Origin of the sequence: Amorphoplanes digitatis, from assembly GCF_014205335.1 — a bacterium.
Taxonomy (GTDB): domain Bacteria; phylum Actinomycetota; class Actinomycetes; order Mycobacteriales; family Micromonosporaceae; genus Actinoplanes; species Actinoplanes digitatus.
Genome location: NZ_JACHNH010000001.1, coordinates 5,804,572 through 5,818,089, shown reverse-complemented (window position 1 = coordinate 5,818,089; position 13,518 = coordinate 5,804,572). Strand labels below are relative to the sequence as shown.

The window sequence follows — 13,518 nt, the reverse complement described above, 5'->3', positions numbered from 1 at the left end:
GCCCCCGACAATGCGTCGTTCGGTTACCTGACAGTTACGGTCACCCAGGGGAGTGACGATTCGTCACCTAGAATTCGCCGGGTGATCGTGCGGAGGGCCGGGGTGGGGGATGTGGCGGTGCTCGCGGAGCTGCGCGGCGTCGGCGCGGAGGAGCTGGGGTCGTTCGCCGGGTGGGTGGCCGCGCATGCGGACTCGCATCTGCCGTTCGTCGCCGAGATCGACGGGTACGTGGTCGGCAACGCCTGGCTGCATGTCGCGGAGCGGGTGCCCGGTAACGGGGCGATGGACCGGTGGTACGGCGACGTCCAGTCGGTCATGGTCCGCGAGGAGTATCGCAACCGGGGCATCGGCGGCGCGCTGATGGCCGCGCTCCTGGCCGAGGCGCGTGGCCGGGGGCTGCTGCATGTGAGCGTCCATTCCGGGCGCCGCGCGGTCGACTTCTACCTGCGCAACGGCTTCGGCCGGCACCGCCAGATGCTGTTCTGGGAGCCGGTCACCAGCTGATCCGGGTAAACACCGGGCGGTGGTCGCTGCCGGTGGCCGGCAGCACCCGCGCGGCCTCCGGCCGTACGCCGCGGACCAGGATGTGGTCGATCCGCACCACCGGGAGGCTCGCCGGCCAGGTGAAGCCGAAGCCGTCGCCGGCCAGGTCGTGTGCCGGGCGCAGCCGCGCGGTGAGGTCGGCGAACGCGCGGTCGTCCGTTGTCCCATTCAGGTCGCCGAGCAGCACCACGCGCTCGTTGCGTTCGGCGGCGACGGCCCGGGCGAGCGCCCGCGCGTTCCGGTCCCGCGAGTCGGTGAAATACCCCTTCCGGGGATTCACCCGTACGGAGCCCAGGTGCGCCACGTACACCGCGAGGGGACCGTGGTTCGTGGCCACCGTGGCGCGCAGCGCCCGGTTCTCGGCCAGCTTTGCCTCGGCCGGGATGGTGGCCGCCAGCGGGCCGGCGTTCATCTCGGTGTCGATCTGCTGGGTGTCCGACAGCGGCAGCCGGCTCCACAGCCCGACCGTGCCCAGCACCGCGTGGAACGGGTACGCCTGCGCCAGTTCCCGCTCGTAGGTGACCTGGGCCTGTGGCGTCAGCTCCTCCAGTGCCAGCAGATCCGCGCCGGAGGCGGCCAGGGTGCGGGCGGTGCCGGCCGGGTCGGTGTTCTCGGCGCCGACGTTGTGGCTGACCAGGACGAGGTCGCCGCCCGGGCCGGACCGGTCGCCGAGCAGTACGCCGAACTGGCTCAGCCACACCACGGCCGGCAGCAGCAGGGCGACGGCCGCGGCGGGGGAGCGGCGCCACAGCGCCCCGGCCAGCAGCGCCGGCACGAACAGGCCGTACCAGGGCAGGAAGGTCTCCACCAGGCTGCCGAGGCCGCCGCGGTCGGTGATCCGCGCGTGCAGCAGCATCAGCAGGCCGAGCAGCAGCGACAGCGCCACCAGTACGGGTCCACGCCGCCAGGGCCCGGGCCGGAACGCCGCGCGCAATGCCCGGCGGGCCGGTGTCGGTGCGGACAGTTGGGAGGTAGCCATGCCGCCAGTCAAGGGTGTGCGGTGTTGCGGGCGCGTATGCGGTTTTCGATACGGTGGCGATATCCACCGACTTGTACCATTGCCGCATGCGGGTGTTGATCGTCGAGGACGAACCCTATCTGGCCGAGGCCATCCGCGACGGGCTGCGCCTTGAGGCGATCGCGGCGGACATCGCGGGTGACGGCGACACCGCACTGGAGCTGCTGAGGGTCAACGCCTACGACATCGCCGTCCTCGACCGCGACGTGCCCGGTCCCTCCGGCGACGAGATCGCCGAGCGCATCGTCGCCTCCGGCAGCGGCATGCCGATCCTCATGCTCACCGCGGCCGACCGTCTCGAGGACAAGGCCTCCGGGTTCGGGCTCGGCGCCGACGACTATCTCACCAAGTCCTTCGCGCTCCAGGAGCTCGCGCTCAGGCTCCGCGCACTGGACCGACGGCGTGCGCACAGCCGTCCTCCCGTACGGGAAATGGGTGGTCTGCGGCTGGATCCGTTCCGCCGAGAGGTCCACCGCGACGGCCGCTACGTCGCACTGACCCGCAAGCAGTTCGCGGTGCTCGAGGTTCTCCTCGCCGCCGAGGGCGGCGTCGTCAGCGCGGAGACGCTGCTGGAACGCGCGTGGGACGAGAACGCCGACCCGTTCACCAACGCCGTGCGCATCACGGTCTCTGCGCTGCGCAAGCGGCTCGGCGAGCCCTGGATCATCGCCACCGTCCCGGGCGTCGGCTATCGCATCGACGCCGGACATGAGTAGGGCTCCCGGGCTCAGCGTCCGCCTCCGGCTCACCCTCAGCTACGCCGGATTCCTCATGCTCGCGGGCGCGCTGCTGCTCGCCGTCGTGTGGGTGTTCCTGTTGCGTTACGTCCCCGATCGCGCGCTCATCGTCTCCGCCGACCCGGACACCGTGGTCTTCCCCGTGCGGACCAATCTCCTGCGTATGTTCGCGCCGAGGGCGGCGGCGGCCCTGGTGTTCCTGCTGGTGTTCGGCCTCGTCGGCGGGTGGTTCCTCGCCGGGCGGATGCTCGCGCCCCTGACCCGCATCACCGGCGCCGCCCGGCTGGCCGCGACCGGATCTCTCGCGCACCGGATCCGGCTGCCGGGGCGCCGGGACGAGTTCCGCGAGCTCGCCGACGCCTTCGACACGATGCTCGCCCAGCTCGAGGCGCACGTCGCCGAGCAGCGCAGATTCGCGGCCAACGCCTCGCACGAGCTGCGCACCCCGCTGGCGATCTCCAAGGCGCTGCTCGACGTGGCCCGCGCCGATCCGGACCGCGACGCCGGCGAGCTCATCGACCGTCTCCAGGCCGTCAACGACCGGGCGATCGGCCTCACCGAGGCGTTGCTCCTGGTCAGCCGCGCCGGGCAGCGGTCATTCACCCGGGAACGCGTCGACCTGTCGCTGGTGGCGGAGGAGGCCACCGAGACGCTCCTGCCGCTCGCGGAGAAGCACGGCGTCACCGTCGAGACCCGCGGCGACATCGCGACCACGGTCGGCTCGCAGGCGCTGCTGCTGCAACTGGCCATGAACCTCGTGCACAACGCGATCGTCCACAACCTGCCGGAACACGGCGCGGTGTGGGTGGGTACCAGCGTCCAACCCGGCACGGTCGTGCTCACCGTCGAGAACACCGGCGAGGCGCTCGACCCGCTGCTGGTCCCGACGCTTACCGAGCCGTTCCGGCGCGGCACCGAGCGGGTGCACCACGACCACGCCGGCGTCGGGCTCGGCCTTGCGATCGTCAAGACCATCGCCCAGGCGCACGACGGAACGCTGACCCTCGCCACACGCGCGTCCGGCGGGCTTCACGTCACTGTGGAGCTGCCCCGGGCTTGACGATGCATCGATGTCGCGGCTAACGTCTGCGAGCAAATCTTGTGAACGTTAACATAGATGCCTGTCGGTCTTGTCCCGCGAAAGGCAACGCCCGTGACACGCTCTCGACGTCTCTCCACCGTCATCACGCTCGTGACCGCACTCCTGCTCGCCCTCGGCTTCGGGACCACGGCGCGCAAAGCGGTCGCGGCCGAGGCCGCCACGGCGTACCTCATGGTGCATTTCATCGGCGAGCAGGCCAACGGCGAGCAGATCTACTTCACGCACAGCACCGACGGCCTGCACTGGACCGACCTCAACAACGGCGCGCCCGTGCTGCTGTCCACGGTCGGTACCCGCGGCGTGCGCGACCCCGCGATCGTCCGCTCCCCGGCCGGCGACAAGTACTGGATCATCGCGACCGACCTGCGCATCGGTGCGCCGACGTCCTGGTCGACGGCGATCAACAACGGCAGCCGGTCGCTCGTGGTCTGGGAGTCGGCGGACCTGGTGACCTGGTCCGCGCCGCGGCTGATCAACGTGGCCGGCGCCATCGGCGACGGGCGCAACGCCTGGGCGCCGGAGGCGATCTGGAATCCGGCGACGAACGACTACGTCCTGTACTGGGCCACGAACGTGCCGAGCGGCGGCGCGACCAAGCACCGCATCTACTACGCGCGCACCACGGACTTCCGCACCGTCACGACGGCGCAGCCCTACATCACCCGGCCGGGCACCCAGGAGATCATCGACACGCAGATCGTCGAGGTGCCCACCGGGGTCGGCAACTACCGCTACGTGCGCGCGTCGGGCGACGGGCAGATCACGCTCGAGGGCAGCAACTCGATCCTGGGCACCTGGACCACGCTGGGCAACCTCTCCGGCATCGGGCTGACCGGCGCGCAGGTCGAGGGTCCGATGTGGATGAAGTTCAACACGGCGAACCAGTGGGCGCTCTACCTCGACCAGTACGCCGCCGGCGCCGGCTACCTGCCGGTCCTGACCACCAACCCGTCGAGCCCCGGCACGTACGCGAGGGCGGCCTCCGGCAGCTACCACCTCGGCGCGGTCAAGAAGCGGCACGGGTCGATCCTGAACCTGACCGCCGCCGAGAGCAGCCGGGTGCTGGGCAGGTGGGGCGCCTCGACGCCGATCAACCGCCTCCAGTCGTACAACTTCACCGACCGGTACGTGCGGCACAGCAACTTCGACGTCCGCATCGACCCGAGCGTGAGCCCGCTCGCCGACTCGCAGTGGCGGATCGTGCCGGGCCTGGCGAACGCGTCCGGCTACGTGTCGATCCAGTCGGTGAACTACCCCGGGTACTACCTGCGGCACTCCAACTACGACTTCGTGCTGGCCGCCGACGACGGCAGCGCCACGTTCGCGGCGGACGCGACGTTCAAGCGGGTCGCCGGGCTCGCGGACTCCTCGGCGGCGTCGTTCCAGTCCTACAACCACACCGACCGTTACATCCGGCACTACAACTACCTGCTGCGGCTCGACCAGATCGGCACGGCGACCGCGCAGGGCGACGCGACCTTCCGGGTCACGTCGTGAGGCGGGCACTGGGCCGCGGGCTGGCGGTGACCATGGGAGCGGGCCTGCTCGTCGCGGTCGCCGGCCAGCCGGCCAGCGCCGCGGAGATCCCGGCCGGGGCGCGGTCGCTGCTGTCGGTGAACGTGGCCGGCCAGTACGTGCGGCACAGCGACTACCTGGGCGGCCTCGCCGCGGTGACCTCGGGCAGCTCGGCGCAGGCCAAGGCGGACGCGACGTTCACCGTGACGCCGGGCCTGGCGGGCGGTGCGGGCTGCGTGTCGTTCCAGGCGGCCAACGGGATGTGGCTGCGCCACCGCGACTACCGCATCCGCCTGGAGACCAACGCCGGCACGGCGACGTTCCTGGCCGACGCGACGTTCTGCGTACGCGACGGCTCGGCCGCCGGGTCGGTGCGGCTGGAGTCGCTGAACTACCCCGGCCGGTTCATCCGGCACCGCGACTACGCGCTGTGGCTCGACGCGTCCACCACGAACCCGGCCACGTTCGTCGCGGACAGCTCGTTCCAGGTGACGGCGCCGTGGGTGGCCGGGCGGCGCAGCCCGGTCATCAAGGGCCTCTACGCCGACCCCAACATCGCGTACCTGAACGGGCGGTACTACCTCTATCCGACCACCGACGGGTACAACGGCTGGAGCGGCACCCGGTTCAAGGCGTTCTCGTCGACCGACCTGACCACCTGGACCGACCACGGCACGATCCTCGACGTCGGCCCGAGCGTGTCGTGGGCGTCCTCGCGGGCCTGGGCGCCGACGATCGCCGCCAAGAACGGCCGCTACTACTTCTACTTCTGCGCCGACACGAACATCGGCGTGGCCACCGCCACGAGCCCGGCGGGGCCGTTCACCGACGCGCTCGGCCGGCCGCTGGTCGCCGCGGGCTTCCGCTCCGGTCAGATGATCGACCCGCACGTGTTCACCGACGACTCGGGCCAGTCCTACCTGTACTGGGGCAACGGGTACGCGTACGCGGTGCCGCTGAACGCGGACATGACGTCGTTCGACGCCGCGCAGGTGCGGCAGTTCAGCCTGCCCAACTTCCGTGAGGGCCTGTTCATGATCAAGCGGAACGGCGTCTACTACCTGTCGTACTCGGTCGACGACACCGGCTCGGAGAACTACCACGTCGAGTACGCCACCGGCACGTCGCCGCTTGGCCCGTGGACGCACCGGGGCACGATCCTGTCGAAGAACCTGAGCCTGGGCATCAAGGGTCCGGGGCACCACTCGATCGTGCAGGCGCCCGGCGCTGACACCTGGCACATCGCCTACCACCGCTTCGCCGTCCCGGCGGGCAACGGCACCAACCGCGAGGTGACGATCGATCCGCTGCGGTTCAACGCGGACGGCACCATCCAGCCGGTCACGCCGACCCTGTAGCGGGCGCCGGTCAGGCGAGCGGGTCGCGGACGAGGAACGAACTCTGCGCGCGGAAGCCGTCGCTGCCGTCGTACCGGTCGATCCACAGTTCGTCGCCGAGGTGACGCACGAAGAAGCCCGGGTAGTTCCTCGACTCCAGGGCGATCGATCCGGCGGTGAACCCGGCGCGGACGCAGAAGGTCGCGTCCCGCTGGAACAGAACCGTGCCGTCGTCCGGGTTCAGCCGCAGCCGGAACGACGAGTGACGCAGGTAGCGGCCGTCCTGCCCGCGGAACGAGAAGCACTCCGGGTCGGCGATGCCGGCGACCGTGCGCAGGGTTGCCCGCTGCCGTGCGGCGGCGCCGCTCGCCGCGCCGGTCTGGGCGAGTATCCCGAAGTCACCGGAGACCGCGACGTATCTCCCGCCGGCGTCGGCCGACTCGAGCGACACCTTGCCGGCCGCCAGCGGCCGGGCCGTTCGGCTCGGCGCGGGCGAGACGGTCGTCCGGTGCTGCCCGGGCGTCGTCCACCCGGTCGCCGGCACGGCGACGCCGACGGCGATGACGACCGCGCCGACCGCGGCCGCCACCTGCTGCGCCCCGATCGCCTGCACGGCACCGCCCAGCCAGGTCGCCGCGCCCGCCGTCGCGCCGTGGCCGGTGCCGCCGGCCGCGAGAGCCTTGCCGAGCACGGCGCCGGCCAGCGCCGCCGGTACGGCGACGAGGCCGATGCCGGCGAGCAGCCGCTCGGCGGGAACCAGGTCGTCCGCCGCCCGGGCACAGACGGGGCAGGAACGCACGTGCCTGCCGATCCGTTTGCGCCAGAACGCGCTCGGGACGCTGTCCCAGCCGGCCACGACGCGCTCCAACTCGGCGCAGTCGGGCGAAGCCTCCAACGCGGCGACGACCCTGCGGCTCAGCTCAAGCTGCTCCCGCATGCGCTGAACCTGCACACCGGTGCTGGCCACGCTCCTGTTCAGCGCCTTGGCCGTGTCCGCGCGGGTCAGTTCGCCGACCGTCTCCAGCGACCAGAGGGAGTAGACGGCCCGCTCGCGCGCGCCCATCCACCGGGTCGCGTGCCCGACCTGCCGGCGTTGCGCGGCCAGACCCGCCCGCAGCAGCGCCGGGCCTTCCACCTCGGCGGCGGCGTCGGGCCGGCCGACGGCCGCGTCGAGCGGCACCGCCCGCCCCTCGGGCCGGTTGCCCCGCGCCCGGTGGGTGGCGATCTGCCGGAAGGCCGTTGCGGCGAGCCAGGGCCGGAAGCTCGCGGGGTCGCGCAGGCCGGGCAGCCGCTGGAAGGCACGCAGCATGATGTCCTGCACGACGTCGTCGACATCCGGATCACCGGGCATGGCCTGCCACACGAGGCGGTAGACGAACGGCAGTTGGAGCCTGGCCAGCTCGCTCATCGCGCCGCTGCCGCCGGCGCGCGCCGCGGTGACGACAGCGACTTCCTCGGCGCGAGATAGCTGGTTCACAGAACGTCCTGCCTCGATGGCTTGCCCCCGGAATCCGCATGCTACGAGCGCGTGTTCCGGCGTTCAAGGAGCAAATCCCGCACGTTCCTACGGGAAACTCCTACTGAAAAACCGTTATGACGAGGGAACCGCCCGGGCAGATCTCCCCGGGCGGTTCCCGGTTCACCACGAGCCTCAGCGTTGCCGGGTCAGCAGGCCCGGGCGGTAGGGCAGGAGGCCGTAATCGCCGCCGGAGCTGGGTGAGCGTCCCTGGTAGAGCAGTTGCAGATTGCAGGGATCAACGGTCATCGTCTGATCGGCGCTGGTACGGATCAGCTCGCCGTGACTGATGTCGTTGGTCCAGGTCGCACCGCTGTTCGCCTTGCCGGCGAACGGGTTGCTCTCGCTGGCGGCCTGCGGCGTCCACGATCCGTTCAGGCTGGTGGCCGTGAACGAGCGGAAGTAGCGCCCCTGGCTGCCGATCGCCTCGACGATCATCAGGTACTGGTTCTGGCCCTGGACCTTGTAGACCTGAGGGGCCTCGAACAGGTTGTTCGTGGAGTCGCTCATGATCGTCGTGTACGACGAGCCGAAGTTGCCCGGGAAGTTGCCGATCGGCATGCTGGCCCGGTAGATCTTGCCGTTGTCGCCGGCGAAGAACAGGTACATGTTCGTGCCGTCGCCGATGACGGTCTGGTCGATGGGCCCGGTGCCGGAGCCGCTGATGCTGCCGGTGAACAGCGGCTGCGCGGCCGACCATCCGTTGGCGTTGGAGGGATCGCTCGACGTCCGGTAGGAGAAGGCGGTCGGGCCCCACTGGTAGGTGAGCACCCAGATGTTCCTCGGCGCGAAGTAGAACAGCGACGGCGCCACGGTGGCCGAGGACATCCCGTTCTGGCTGGCCGAGGCCATGTCGGACCAGTTCGAGAAGAGGCCGAAGTTCATCGAGCCCCAGGTCGATCCGGTGTCGTGCGTCGTCGCGTAGACCAGGGTCCTGCCGTTGTAGGGGGCGGTGGTGAAGTCCTTGAGCGAGACCCAGCCCGACCTCGGGTTCGCCAGCGAACCCGTCGAGGACCAGCGGTAGCTCGACGGAAGGGTGCAGGTGCCCGACGGCGGCGGAGTCGTGGGTGTCGTGGGTGTGGTGCCGCCGAGCCGGACGAGTTGCCACTGCTGGTTGGTGCCGTTCCAGTCGGCGTACTGGACGATGTTGCCGCCGTCGGCGGTGGAGGCGCCCTGCACCTCCAGGGCCTTGCCGCTGTTGCGGTTGATCAGCTGGATGTAGCCGTCGATGTCCTGGACGCTGAACTGCTGGTTGGCGGCGTTGTTGTCGCTCCATTGCACGACGGCGGCGCCGTCGGCGGTGGACCAGTTGTAGACGTCGAGGACCTTGCCCGAGAGCTTGGATCGGAGCCGGTAGTAGCCGCTGCCGGAGTCGACGAACTGCCACTGCTGCTGGCTGCCGTCGTTGCGCGACCATTGGGTGATCCGGGCGCCGTCGTTGGTGGCCAGGTTGTACACGTCCAGTGCCTTGCCGCTGTTGCGGTTGACCAGCACGTACGAGGCGCTGGTGTCGATGGTGGCGGCGGAGGCCGCGGAGGCGGTGAGCGCGACGATGCCCCCGCCGGCGGCCAGCGTCAGCGCCGCGGCGGCGGCACGCCACCAGCGGCGCAGGGGCGTTTTCGTAGTCATCAACTACTCCTTGGGGATGGAATGACGCCGATCTTCGTGGAAATAGTGAACGGTAACAGGGGGACTTCCCGAAGGTTACGGAAGCGCTCCAATAGATTCAAGCAATTGCCGCGATTGCGGCCCTGAGCTGCGGATATTCGACAGTAGGCCGCAAGCATCAGCTTTCCGAAAGTCATTTCGAAAGTGAAAAACTGTTATGGGCCGGCGCTGCGCGAGTCGCTCGAAGACGAATAGTTGAATGTCGATAGGTCCTTGAATTCGCGGGAAATGTTCTGGGAACATGGCGGTCGAATGGGAGCGCTCCCAGATTTCCCTCGACTGAATCGAGGAACCGTGATGTCCATCCGAAAACTCTCCGGCGTGGCGGTAGCGGCCGTCCTGACACTTGCCACGCTGGCGGTGATCCCCGCCGCCGCGGCGTCGACCGCCGGATGCGGCAGGGCGCCGACGCTGACAAGTGGCACCCGCACCATCTCCAGCGGTGGCCAGAACCGCACGTACATCCTGCGGGTACCGGACGGCTACGACCGCGACCGGCCGTACAAGCTGATCTTCGCCTTCCACTGGCTGAACGGAAGCGCCGCCAACGTGGCGAGCGGCGGCTACTACGGCCTCCAGCAGCTGTCGAACAACTCGGCGATCCTGGTCGCACCGCAGGGCATCGACAACGGCTGGGCGAACACCGGCGGCCGGGACCTGACCCTGGTGGACAATCTGACCGCCCTGATCGAGGGCGATCTGTGCGTCGACACCTCGCAGCTGTTCGCGCTCGGCTGGAGCTACGGCGGCTCGATGAGCTACGCCGTCGCCTGTGCCCGGCCGGCGGTCTTCCGCGCGGTCGCGGTGCTCTCCGGCGCCAACCTCAGCGGTTGCAGCCCGGGCACGCAGCCGGTCGCCTACCTCGGCATCCACGGTACGCACGACAGCGTGCTGAACATCTCGATGGGCCGCTCGATCCGCGACACGTTCGTCCGGAACAACGGTTGCACGACGCAGAATCCGCCAGAGCCGGCGCAGGGCAGCCTCACTCACATCGTGACCGCGTACGCGGGCTGCCGGGCCGGTTACCCGGTGGCGTGGGCGGCGTTCGACGGCGACCACACGCCGGAACCGGTGGACGGCTCGACCTCGACCAGCGGCGCACGGACCTGGACGGGCACGGAGATCTGGAAGTTCTTCTCCCAGCTGCCCGGCACCACGCCTACCTCGCCTACCTCGCCCTCGACGCCGAGCTCGTCGCCCACCACCCAGCCGGGTGCCTGCACCGCCGGGTATCGGATAACCGGTCAGTGGCAGGGCGGTTTCCAGGCCGAGGTCACGGTGCGGGCCGGCGCCGCGGCGCTGACCGGATGGCGGGTCGGCTGGACGTTCGCCGACGGCCAGACGATCACTCAGCTGTGGGGCGGCCGCAACGCCTCCAGCGGCACCTCGCAGCAGATAGCCAACGAGACCTGGAACGGCAGTCTCGCCGCCGGGGCGTCCACCACGTTCGGGTTCCTCGGCACCTGGAACGGCACCAACAGCGTGCCGTCGCCGACCTGCGCAGCGGCATAGACACGGAGGGTGCCGCCGGAGAGGTCCGGCGGCACCCGGGCTCGTCAGGCGGCCGTGCAGCTTCCGCCGTTGATGGTGAACGCGCCGGCCTTGCCGGTGTTGCCGGTGTGTGTGGCCTGGAAGCCGATGGTGACCGAGCCGCCGGCCGGGATCGCGCCGTTGTAGCTCGCGTTGCGGGCGGTCACCTGGCCGGAGGCCGGCGCGTAGGTGGCGCTCCAGCCGGAGGTGATGGTCTGCCCGCCCGGCAGGGTGAAGACCAGGGACCAGCCGTTGACGGCGGCGGTGCCGGTGTTGGTGATGGTGAGGCTCTCGGTCAGGCCGGTGTTCCAGGCGTTGACGGCGGCCGTCACGCGGCACGGACCCGAGGTCGGTGGCGTGGTCGGTGGCGGCGTGGTCGAGGGCGGCGGTGTGGTCGACGGCGGCGGCGTGGTGCCGCCGGTGAGGCCGAGGAAGCCGATGGCGGCCGCGGCCATGCCGGTGCTCGGCAGGCTGTGCCCGGCGCCCTGGATGCTGTACGCCTCGACCTGCACCGTGCCGGAGGAGTCGGCGTAGCGGCGGCGGTTCCAGGACGACTGCGGGGTGTCACTGGAGGTCGGCGTCTGGCTCAGCCGGAACACGTCGGTCCACTGCTCGATCTCCTCTTGGAGCAGCGAGTAGGGCACCAGGGTGTCCGCGGTGCCGTGCCACAGCTGGACGCGCGGACGCGGCCCGCTGTATCCGGGGTATGCCTGGCGCACCGCGTCGCCCCACTGCTGCGGGCTGCGGTCCATGCTGCCGCCGGTGCACCTGCTGGTGCTCGGCGGGAAGTCGGCGGCGCCGGCGAAACAGTTGAACGGCACGCCCATGAACGCCGCGCCGGCCTTGAAGACGTCCGGATAGAGGGCGAGCATCTGGTTGGTCATCATCCCGCCGGAGGAGCTGCCGGTCGCGTAGACCCGGTTCGGGTCGCCGCCGTACTGCCGCTGGGCGTAGGTGACCATCGAGACGATCGACACCGGGTCGCTGCCGCCGCCGCGCCGTTTGGCGGCGTCCGACCAGGTGTCGAAGCAGTTGCCGAACCCGGCCTGCTGTGTCGCGGTCGGGTAGATGACCAGGAACCCGTAGCGGTCGGCCAACCCGGCGAATTCGCTGCTGGAGTAGAACCCCGGGCCGGAGCCGCCGCAGCCGTGCATGGCGACCAGGATGGCCGGCGCGGCCGGACGGGTGTCCGGGACGTAGATGTGCATCCGCATGCCGCCCGGGTTGTCGCCGAAGCCGGTGACCTCGGTCAGCGAGGCGGCGAACGCGGGTCGCGTGGCCGGCACGACAAGCCCGGCAACGGTCAGTGAGATCGCCGCCGCGAGCAGGAGTCTCCGTCTGATCTTCATCGCCTGTCTCCTTTGTTCCTCGGGTGCTTCGTGGTGGTGGAGGTGGAGAGGCGAGGCACGGGTGGGTGTGTTCGTGCGGAGCCCGGGTCCACACCATCGTGTTACAGAAAGTCTTCACCCCGAGCCGGAAACTGTCAATCGACGAACCTCGATCAATTGGGCGGCCGGACCCGTAGAGTCGTATCGATGTCCGACCGCACCCCGGGAGCCGTCGCCGTGACCAGCCCGTACGACATCGACGAGATATTCCCCGAGGAGTCGGCCGGATCCGTGCGGCTGCCCCGGCGGCAGGCCGGCAACTCGCCGCAGGGCCTGGCCGTGACCCTGCTGGCGGACTACACGCTGCGGACCCGCGCGTGGCTGCCGGCCGCGGCGATCGTGGACCTGCTCGCCGAGGGCGGTGTCAGCCCCGCGGGCGCCCGGACGGCGATCAGCCGGCTCGTCCGCCGCGGCGTACTCGAAGGCCGCCGCCAGGGCCGGCGCGGCTCCCACCGCCTGACGGCCGCGGCCGCCGCGTCACTGACCATCGGCGGGAGCGCGATCGCCGCGGCCGCCGCGCCGCCGTGGGACGAGCAGTGGACGCTTGTCGCCTTCTCGCTGCCGCAGCAGGAGGGCACCCTGCGGAGGGCGCTGCGCGGCAAGCTGCGGTGGATGGGTTTCGCGCCGCTCTACGACGGCCTGTGGATCTCCCCCCACGACCTCAGTGAGAAGACCAGGGCCCGGTTCGCCGAACTCACCCTCGGCACCTTGACCGTCTTCCGCGCCCGGCACATCGAGCTCGACGCGGCGATCCGGCGTAACCCGCTCGACGCGTGGGACACCGCGGAGATCGCGCGGCAGTACGAGGCCTTCATTCGGCGCTGGAGCAGAACCCCGTCCGAGATCAGCGGTGCGGGCGCGGTCCGCGCCCGCACCGAGGTCATGGACACCTATCGCCGCCTGCCCATACTCGACCCGCAGCTACCCATCGGGCTGCTGCCCCCTGGCTGGCTACGGGAACCGGCCCGCGAGCTGTTCATGTCCGTCTACGACGGACTGGCCGACGCCGCCCAGGAGCACGTACGCGCGGTGGCGAGCCCGTACTCCGGCGATGAGGTCTCCGGCGTCCGGGCACACACCGTCGCCGAGCTGGCCGCCGGCCTGGGCCGGTGACATCCCGCGCCTCCAATTGATCAGTATTGATTGTTCGGTGCGCTGACC

At 70.4% G+C, this 13,518-nt stretch carries 11 protein-coding genes; 7 read left to right on the top strand and 4 right to left on the bottom strand.

Going from position 1 to position 13,518, the window contains the following annotated elements:
* Window positions 1-81: 81 nt before the first annotated feature.
* The gene (locus BJ971_RS25605) at window positions 82-504 is read left to right on the top strand and encodes a GNAT family N-acetyltransferase (RefSeq protein ID WP_239087165.1); all 423 of its coding nucleotides are present in this window, start codon (window positions 82-84) and stop codon (window positions 502-504) included.
* Here the strand turns inward: BJ971_RS25605 and BJ971_RS25600 are convergent.
* Complete coding sequence (locus tag BJ971_RS25600; RefSeq protein WP_184995752.1) at window positions 494-1,522, bottom strand: endonuclease/exonuclease/phosphatase family protein; 1,029 nt, start codon at window positions 1,520-1,522, stop codon at window positions 494-496. The genes BJ971_RS25605 and BJ971_RS25600 overlap by 11 nt on opposite strands.
* Window positions 1,523-1,608: 86 nt before the next feature.
* Between BJ971_RS25600 and vanR-Sc the strand changes: the two genes are divergently transcribed.
* The 4 genes from vanR-Sc (at window position 1,609) to BJ971_RS25580 (ending at window position 6,273) form a co-directional block, all read left to right on the top strand.
* The gene (gene vanR-Sc, locus BJ971_RS25595) at window positions 1,609-2,277 is read left to right on the top strand and encodes a VanSc-type vancomycin resistance response regulator transcription factor VanR (RefSeq protein ID WP_184995751.1); all 669 of its coding nucleotides are present in this window, start codon (window positions 1,609-1,611) and stop codon (window positions 2,275-2,277) included.
* The gene (locus tag BJ971_RS25590) at window positions 2,270-3,358 is read left to right on the top strand and encodes a sensor histidine kinase (protein ID WP_184995750.1); all 1,089 of its coding nucleotides are present in this window, start codon (window positions 2,270-2,272) and stop codon (window positions 3,356-3,358) included. Before vanR-Sc ends, BJ971_RS25590 begins: the two co-directional genes overlap by 8 nt.
* A gap of 93 nt (window positions 3,359-3,451) precedes the next feature.
* Window positions 3,452-4,897, top strand: coding sequence for a glycoside hydrolase family 43 protein (locus BJ971_RS25585; RefSeq protein WP_239087166.1), 1,446 nt, complete (start codon window positions 3,452-3,454; stop codon window positions 4,895-4,897).
* Window positions 4,894-6,273, top strand: coding sequence for a family 43 glycosylhydrolase (locus tag BJ971_RS25580; protein WP_239087167.1), 1,380 nt, complete (start codon window positions 4,894-4,896; stop codon window positions 6,271-6,273). Before BJ971_RS25585 ends, BJ971_RS25580 begins: the two co-directional genes overlap by 4 nt.
* Window positions 6,274-6,283: 10 nt before the next feature.
* On the opposite strand, the gene BJ971_RS25575 is transcribed toward BJ971_RS25580, so the two are convergent.
* Both BJ971_RS25575 and BJ971_RS25570 read right to left on the bottom strand, forming a co-directional pair.
* Window positions 6,284-7,729 (bottom strand): AbfB domain-containing protein, encoded by a 1,446-nt coding sequence (locus BJ971_RS25575; RefSeq protein ID WP_239087168.1) that lies wholly within the window; start codon window positions 7,727-7,729, stop codon window positions 6,284-6,286.
* A 174-nt stretch (window positions 7,730-7,903) separates the two neighbouring features.
* Window positions 7,904-9,397 (bottom strand): non-reducing end alpha-L-arabinofuranosidase family hydrolase, encoded by a 1,494-nt coding sequence (locus BJ971_RS25570; RefSeq protein ID WP_184995748.1) that lies wholly within the window; start codon window positions 9,395-9,397, stop codon window positions 7,904-7,906.
* 336 nt (window positions 9,398-9,733) lie between these two features.
* Between BJ971_RS25570 and BJ971_RS25565 the strand changes: the two genes are divergently transcribed.
* Window positions 9,734-10,951: a CE1 family esterase gene (locus BJ971_RS25565; RefSeq protein ID WP_184995747.1), complete on the top strand. Its 1,218-nt coding sequence runs from the start codon at window positions 9,734-9,736 to the stop codon at window positions 10,949-10,951.
* Between the two features lie 44 nt (window positions 10,952-10,995).
* Here BJ971_RS25565 and BJ971_RS25560 read toward each other — a convergent pair whose 3' ends face one another.
* The gene (locus BJ971_RS25560; RefSeq protein WP_184995746.1) at window positions 10,996-12,318 is read right to left on the bottom strand and encodes an extracellular catalytic domain type 1 short-chain-length polyhydroxyalkanoate depolymerase; all 1,323 of its coding nucleotides are present in this window, start codon (window positions 12,316-12,318) and stop codon (window positions 10,996-10,998) included.
* A gap of 216 nt (window positions 12,319-12,534) precedes the next feature.
* On the opposite strand from BJ971_RS25560, the gene BJ971_RS25555 reads away from it, so the two are divergent.
* Complete coding sequence (locus BJ971_RS25555; protein WP_184999092.1) at window positions 12,535-13,470, top strand: PaaX family transcriptional regulator; 936 nt, start codon at window positions 12,535-12,537, stop codon at window positions 13,468-13,470.
* The last annotated feature ends 48 nt before the right edge of the window (window positions 13,471-13,518 follow it).